This window comes from Paenibacillus gansuensis (genome assembly GCF_042684925.1).
Taxonomy (GTDB): domain Bacteria; phylum Bacillota; class Bacilli; order Paenibacillales; family DY6; genus Paenibacillus_N; species Paenibacillus_N gansuensis.
This window is the reverse complement of record NZ_JBHUME010000005.1, coordinates 775,444-783,434: the sequence shown is the minus strand read 5'-3', so window position 1 is coordinate 783,434 and position 7,991 is coordinate 775,444. Positions and strand designations below refer to the sequence as shown.

Sequence of the window (7,991 nt, the reverse complement as noted above, 5' to 3'; positions counted from 1 at the left end):
TTCTGGGTAACCAACCTTATCTATGCTGATGGCAACATCGCGCTCATTGATTGGGATACCAGCTAAGATTGTCGATGAAATTGGAACCTTAAAGCTTACCGGGATACATGTTCTTGTCATCCGACAACAGGTACAAACATTATTTCTTATTTTGTGATGAAGTTTATTATTACGTCCGATAATATATATTATGTAAACTAAAATCAAAAAATAGATTTTCACTTATTTTCAAGATACAAGATTTCTGAAGTTTAAAAATATATTTCTAAACATTAAGTTGTTATTGAAATCATTCCTCATTCGGAAATATTAATACACTCGCACTCTTACACTAAATCACAAGTTTTACTATGTAGACTTTTAATTAATTTAATTAATAAACATTGCGAATTGTGATGCCAGTCGCTAATTATTATGCCAGAAACATTTATCTGAAACCGGCGTTACTAGACTGAATCGGATTCAAATCAAATGTTGTGTTTATAAAATTGATCAGATTTTTGTAGGCCAAATAAAGTATGTATTCAATAAATGATCAGGATCGGTCAACGACTGGCGTTAATAAATATTCAAAATTTTATGGTAATCCTTCATTATTAAGGCCATTCAGAACAATACGAACGAATTGTGATGCCAGAAGTCTTATCGCGTTCCATTCTCATCTCGCAAGGACATATGTACAAAATACAGTTTTTGTGTATATGTCTAGAAAATGTGAGTTTTCCTTTCCTTCTATATATGTCCGCATACATTAATATAACAAGAATCGACCTTGCCCTTGTGGCATCTCATATTTAATGCAGTGCACCGAAAAAATAAAATGCGACACCGCCCCTCATCTTAATTTTAATTTCCACAAATTGGTTTCACCCCCTGCCCGTTACTTTACAAACTAAAAAGGAGCTGCCGCGAAGCAACCCCCTACTATCGTCTCCCACGTTCATTCAATTCAATTACTATTCATCCCATTTGGAATTAAGGACATGATGGCAAAAGTTGGGCCTCTTATATCCCGGAAGAAGCAGTTCACAAACGTCGGCGTTAATCGTTCCGTATGTTGTTTCCGGTTTGTGTTTGAAGCCTTCCAAGAATGCATGTAAGATGTTGTGTTTGAACCGGTTGCGCGGAAAAGCCTCGACAACTTTCTGCCGCTTTTCAGCTGAGATGAGATCGAAGTTCTTCCCGACCACATCATAACCAACGCCAAAATTCATAAGCGCCACTTCGGTTTCCTTATATTCGACGATTCCGATGGTGGTATGCAGGGCAACAGCATCCCATACAAGCCGAATGGAATCTTCCGGGACGCCGCGGCTTTTAAGAAAATCGCGGGCAGCATTAGCCCCATCGACCTCAAAGCGTTTGTCCGTGCTTCGGAATGCGGGAGTAAGGCCGATATCGTGGAAGAGCGAACTGATATAAAGCAATTCAGAATCGTATTTCATTTGATTCAGGTTACCTTTCATAGCCGCAAACAAAAATACCCGATTCGAGTGGTTCCACAGAAGGTCGTCGCTATGCTCACGCAATAATTCAGCAGCTTCAACGGCTAGTTTACTATCTGGGATCTTTATATCAGCGATAAAATTCGTCATCGATTCTCCCCCCATGAACTTTGGTTTTCGATTGTACATCACTCAATAATTCAACAGCGGTGGATTGGAAAGCTTGGCGTCAGCACTTGAGTCTATTTTTAATTCTAGGTCTAATCCTTTATTCTCACTGACAGTATTCCCATTTTAAAGGAATCATTAACCTCTATCAAATCAACTATCCTGTTTTGGTCAACAAAAAAGAAGTCCAGCTTGTATACGGTCCGAGACACCAAGCTAATTGAGGATTCGCTTTTTATTAAGTTTAAAATAACGATACCTCTCGTTCTCTAACTCAATCATACTCTGAAAATCAAAACCGCATTTTTGTAATACTCTATTTGACGGTAAGTTTTCTAAAAGAGCAATAGCAATCAGCGCCTCGACGTTCGTATTCTCAAATAAATAATTGATTATTCCATTAGCAGCTTGCGTGGTATACCCCTTGCCTCTATGTTCCTTTGATAATGCAAACATGATCTCTCGGTTCGGAGCCGGCAATTCGTCTTTTATCCCAGTACAGCACCAACCGATAAATTCTTCCTTTCCTTTCAAAATAATCCCCAAACGAAGACGGAGTTCACCAATGTCCCCATCTTTCGCTACTGCATTTAGGAACATTTCATTTTCTGGAAGCTCATAATTGAAAAACCATTCTTCGCGTTGTTCTTTGGATACGTTCCAACCTGGCAAGTGTTCATGAATTTCAGGTTGCCACGTTAGAGAATGAAACTGATCCAAATCAGCAGCAACGAATTCTCTTAAATAAACGTCTTTACAGTCAATAATGAGAACGCTTTCTCCTAAATCTCCCCCATATGTGTTTAGTTAAACCTTACAGCAGGACACTCTCATATAGAAATTTATTGTCTCTGACGATTTTTCTTACCATTTTCATCGTATCCGCATGTTTGGGCACTCCGGCAATTCGGTCGAGCAGCAGCCACCTCAGGCAGGCAAGCGCTTCAAAGATTTCCAACTCCTCCGTCGCTACGGGTATTTCATCCTGGTATTTGTACAAAAACGTAAGGCTTTTGCTCTCACTCAGGTAGATGCGTAGAAGCAGACAAGCCCATGCCAGATCATACCTAGGATCCCCCAGTTGCCCGTTCGTCCAGTCGATGACCGTGTATTGGCCGTTTTCCTCCAGAATATTGCCTAAATTGAAATCGCCATGAATAATCCGGTCCATTTTCATATCCGCGGAAGCGACGAGACGGTTCAGTTCCTCTTTCATCGTTGGAAATGCATCAATACCCGGGAAGAAATACCCAATAAAATCATACTTAAAAAGCTCAATACCCTCCAAACCTTCCGGAGGCAACCGATGAATGTCGGCTAGAACAGCAGTAATTTTCTTAAAAATGCTAGGACTCACCTTCGTTACTGCAGTGCCGTGGTAGCGGGTCAGCAGTACACCATCCCCAGCTTCAGTTCGCCCATAAGCGATCGGCTCGGATACGGGGACTCCTTGAAGATGAAGGGCTTCCAATAGCCGGTATTGCCGCAGCATGTCGGGTTTGGAGCTTTTGTTCCACACCTTTAGCACAAAATGCTTATCCCCCTGCGTGATCTTAACCACTTCCGCCTCAAGCCAAGGTGTAAGCGGGCTAAGCGTCAGTTCAGCCTCTGAAGCAAGCAGGTTATTCAAGAATTGTTTTCTTTCTTGCCATTCAATACTTATTAATGAGAAAGTCACGAGGATCGATCTTCCTTTCTATAGGACAGTATTCGTAAGTTCTTCCATACCGTATCGTACAAATCCTCTATGTTGAATCTCTCACTTACTAGTCAAATGTTCGATGTATTGCGCTGCGAACGACTTCAGGGGCTGCTTCCGAGCAGTCTACCTGCTTGGAAGCGGCCCCTGATGTGATACTTTCCGCTTATCTCATTCTAATCCGAACCGTTACAATCTCGAAGGGCTGAAGTTTGAACACGATACTCCCATCGTTGCAGCTTACTTCCTCGTGAATCCAGTCTTCCTTGAGATTCGATCTGAAAGCCTGCTTCGCCCCGTGAACCCACAGTGTTGCATTGGCGGGGACTCCTGCCGTCTCAAACAGCCGAATAAGCAGCTCATCCGCTCCGTCTTCCGGCGTCTTAACTGCAGAGAGGACGACATGACTCGGCGACAACGTCATCCACGACGGAACGCTCGCTTGCTCAGGCAACTCATGATGATAAAGGAAGCTTGTTAATTTCTCGTTCGTTTCCTGCGCTAGTTGAACTACGCTTGATTCATACCAAGTACCCGTATATGGAGCAATCACAAATGCGAAAGTGTGATTTCCATGTTGAGACGAAGTATCATCAATTACCATCCCTGCATATTCCGTTCCGGGTGCACGCAGTATGGTAGTGGATAACGTCCCTCCAGTTACTTCAACCCCTGCAGCCCCGGTATTGATCAGTGCAATACCATGTTCTTGGTCTTCTATTAGGACATAACGATGAGCCGGCCATTCCCCCTGTGCGGTGCCGCGAACGCGGTAAGGCTGGCGATGTACTGTACCAAAAGGGATCTCATAGGTCGCCCCGCTATTAGAAAGCTTCGTCGGCAGGTTGAATCGCAGGCGACTACCTTCCCCTTGCCAACTAACTTTGAAATTCAAATCTAATGCCGGTTTTCCCTGTAACAATTCAAACTCTGCTTCCCACTTTAGAAAACCCTCTGCACCGATTCCAGCTAACTCGGGAAACGTTCCTCTGATAACGAGCCGTTGTCCCAACGCTGTCGCTGGAAACTGGATCAATTCAATGCTGCAGATCGAAGCAGAGATCTGTTCCCCATCCAGGTCTTCAATCTGAAAGCTCCCCTTATCGCGCTGTACGGAGAGCAGGCCCGGTGCGCCTTCGATCAATGCAACACCGGTCTGCTTCCAGATCAACCGCCTAATGAGATGCTTTGCATCGCATTCCAATCGAATAAACTCGTTCTCAATGATACCCTCTGATACCATGATCCCAACTGCTTCTTCAGTTCCGCCGTAATCTAAAATGAATTGGCTCGATCCCATCGATGGTGTTTCCGCCATAAACCTGATCTGACCATTCTTAATATCGAACGGAATGGATTCCTCTCCTCTAGTAATCCGCTTTATGCCAGCGAGCTGCTCATCCAGCGTAAGCGTGACTAGGTCCTTGCGTTCCCATGGAAGGCCGTTATACACTTGAACAGCGCTTTTTCCCTCTATAGCCACGGTTTTGGAACGTTGTATATTCAATGCGCGGTGAAGAACACCCTCGGCAATCCGCTCCACATCATCCAAGCTCTTGATCAGGTCAACAAATACCTTTGTCGGGTGCGAGCCTGTAAATACATCATGGAATTGAATATAAGCTAATTCCCACCAAGCTTCATCAAGCTCACTTTGCCAATCTTTCAGTTGGGCGAGGGAAGCCCATTTCTCTGCCTGCAACAACTTGGTCTCCACTTGGCGATTCCGGAGGCGTATTGCAATACGCTGCGAGAACGTCCCTGTGAATTCTGGATTCAGATCTCCATGGATTACTGGCCATTCGGTATTGAAAGCATCTAAAGCATGGAAGAAATCACTGTATGTAGAATATTTCCAGAGCCCATCCTGCCCCTCCGCATTTCCCAGCTGAACATGGTAGTCGGGACGCATCGTAGGCAACAGCTCATTCTCTGTCTGTCCGGTTATGAGAACTGGACCGTCCCCGCGGTGATTTGCTGCCTTGACGAAAAGTTTATCAACCTCAGACCAATCACGAACAAAATCCCAATACAAATGACTCTGCTTTACATAAGGTGAATACACGTCCATCCCCATGATTAACAGTTCTGTACCGTCGATGCCCTTGGAATAGAATACATCTTCATTCACTTGTCCGCCAAAGCGATTTGCCATTAATCGAGTAAAGCCGAATTGCTTTAGGATTTGTGGAATTTGTGCATGGATTCCGAAGGTATCGATAAGCCACGCCGTTTGAACGTCCACCTCTAAATTCTCTTTCACCCATCGCATTCCAATCAGTTGATTACGTACAAAGCTCTCTCCATTCGGAAAATTCGTTTCCAAAGTGGAAGCCATACCGCCCATCATCTCCAGCCGACCTTCGTGAATGTAGTGCTTTACTCTAGCGAGCAGGTCCGGACGTCGTTTCTTTAAGAGTCGATAATGTGCCGCTTGTTCAATTGTGTACGTGAAGGCGGGGTGCGAGTCCAACATATCCAGTACTTTCACCAAAAGGGTATCTAAGACTTCCTCCATTTCCTTACGGTTCTTCTTCCACGCTAAATCGACATGTGTATTGCCGACAACCCAATATTTTTGCTCCACCGTATTCATCCCCCCTTCTTATTGTTTCTGAGTAACCTTCGAGATCCACTTGAATTCGCCGCTAATGCCAAGGCGTTCAGCTAAATCGTTCGCTGCCCGTTGGACCGGGTAAATATCTAACAAAGCAGCAAAATATTCGTCTACCTCATCTATCGTTGCGTCCGAAGCTTCCGACCTTCCCTTGTTGTGAGCCGTAACCGCCATTCCCTGTTCAATCACGATCACTTTGGCGCCGCAAGCGACTAGCTCCGTTACGAAAGATAATGCGAGCTTGCGGGTAGGAGCCGGACTAGCGAAGACAAATACAACCGTGTTCTCGTTCACTGTCTCCAGCGGGCCATGCCTGAATTGTGCAGCCTCCATACTTTCAGCCGGCACTTTAACGAGTTCTTTGAAGGTTAACGCCCCTTGAAAGGCGGTACTCACTGCGGGTCCTCTGCCGATCAAATAGATCGCGTTAGCCTCTATAAGCCAATTCGTGATTTCGTCCCATGGCAACGAATTTAGATGCCCGCTTACTGACTCGAATGCACTGGCTGCCGTCCGTATTGCATGGATCGGCTGCACCAGACTTCTCTTCGCGATCACATTGCAAAGCAACAACGTTACTGCAAGTGTTGCGGTGTAGGTTTTGCTGGACGTCGTCGACTCTTCTCCGGCTAGCAGCGGCAGCACCCATTTGGCACTCTTTCCTAGTGTACTTGCCGGATCATTCGTAATCCCGATCAAATCCGTCGCAGGGGGCAACTCTCGCAATATCTCTTTTACCTCGATACTCTCACCTGATTGGGAGATAAGAACGAGCAGCGCTTCAGACGGGATTGTATGCATTCCGTAGTGAAGCAGCTCCGAAGCTTCCATGTAGAACGCAGGAATACCCATAGACCACAAGTAGTTACCAGCCAGCCTGGAAGCAGCGTAAGAGCTGCCCATCCCCGCAAATACGATGCGCTGGTATTTCCCTGCGGACCACTGATCCGCATCACGAAATAACAAGCTTTCTTCGAATTCATAGTAATCAGCTATCTTCTGCAGAATATTAGGCTGTTCCTGCATATCGTCAATGAATTGTCTCAAATTTGAATTCCTCCTTTTAGTTGCATCTGCGTGCTGCTCTGTACTAGCAGCTTCTCTATGTTTTTCCATTGGACATGAAAACCATTTTCGTGCGAAATTACGGTTGCGGCAACGGCATTCCCGAGCTCCACGCACTTCGCCAGATCCATTCCTGTAGAGACCCCATAAATAAAACCCGCATTAAAGGAATCCCCTGCTCCAACGGTATCTTTCACCGTAACCTCGTAACCATGTATTTCGATTGATGCAGTTTTATCTTGAAAGTAACTTCCTCCGCCACCTCTTTTGACGACGACGCCATTCCTACAAATCGCGGCCAATTGCCTCGCTGCTTCCTTAGGATCCTTCTCGTTCATGATTGCACAGGCTTCCATCTCGTTGGGGAGAAAATAGTCGACGTAAGGAAGCAAGTTTAAAATTTCGTCTCTAGTCTTCTGATCCCAATCGTAGATCGGCCATCCGGTGTCGAAGAAGGTCGTCATCCCTAAATCGGATGCCTTCTCTAGTATCCCCCGCGCGTGAATATCCGGAGAGAGAAGGAAATAGCCGGTTAAGAGTAAATACTTGCATTCCGTAGAACGGGTAAGATAGTCGCTGACCTCATCAAAAGTTGTCTCGAACATAGCTCCCGGGTACGTTACAAAAAGTCTCTCGCCGTCCGTACGATTCAAAGACAAAGACATTCCAGTCCCTTGGTTTCCGTTCCTTAATCCACTTATATTTATACCTGCATCCTGAAGCGTTGTTCTCAGTTCCTTGCCATGGCGATCGTTCCCAACGGTGGCTACGATATATGTGGGTCTCCCTAGGGACGAAAGCACCACAGCCGAGTTAGCTGCACATCCACCAAGTCGCTCCTCATATACATCCACGATCTTCTCCGTGCCCCATTCCGGAATTACATCCAGGGACTTCATCAGAATGTCAATATTCGCGTTCCCAACAATACAAACGGCATCATGTTTAAGATCTGTGCACATAAGGTCTCCTCTTCAAACTCCATATATTTACTTTT

At 45.3% G+C, this 7,991-nt stretch carries 6 protein-coding genes; all 6 read right to left on the bottom strand.

Annotated features, from left to right (window positions below):
• Positions 1-956 precede the first annotated feature (956 nt).
• Positions 957-1,595 carry an HD domain-containing protein gene (locus ACFSUF_RS07715; RefSeq protein ID WP_377601711.1) on the bottom strand — a complete coding sequence of 213 codons (639 nt, stop codon included), beginning with the start codon at positions 1,593-1,595 and terminating at the stop codon, positions 957-959.
• Between the two features lie 234 nt (positions 1,596-1,829).
• Complete coding sequence (locus tag ACFSUF_RS07710) at positions 1,830-2,378, bottom strand: GNAT family N-acetyltransferase (RefSeq protein WP_377601787.1); 549 nt, start codon at positions 2,376-2,378, stop codon at positions 1,830-1,832.
• Between the two features lie 49 nt (positions 2,379-2,427).
• Positions 2,428-3,243 (bottom strand): phosphotransferase family protein, encoded by an 816-nt coding sequence (locus tag ACFSUF_RS07705; RefSeq protein WP_377601709.1) that lies wholly within the window; start codon positions 3,241-3,243, stop codon positions 2,428-2,430.
• A gap of 235 nt (positions 3,244-3,478) precedes the next feature.
• Positions 3,479-5,899, bottom strand: coding sequence for a glycoside hydrolase family 38 N-terminal domain-containing protein (locus ACFSUF_RS07700; RefSeq protein ID WP_377601707.1), 2,421 nt, complete (start codon positions 5,897-5,899; stop codon positions 3,479-3,481).
• 18 nt (positions 5,900-5,917) lie between these two features.
• On the bottom strand, positions 5,918-6,976 hold the full coding sequence (locus ACFSUF_RS07695; RefSeq protein WP_377601706.1) for an SIS domain-containing protein: 1,059 nt from the start codon (positions 6,974-6,976) through the stop codon (positions 5,918-5,920).
• Positions 6,973-7,956, bottom strand: a complete 984-nt coding sequence (locus ACFSUF_RS07690) for a carbohydrate kinase family protein (RefSeq protein WP_377601704.1) — start codon at positions 7,954-7,956, stop codon at positions 6,973-6,975. The genes ACFSUF_RS07695 and ACFSUF_RS07690 overlap by 4 nt, the downstream gene beginning before the upstream one ends.
• Positions 7,957-7,991: the final 35 nt, after the last annotated feature.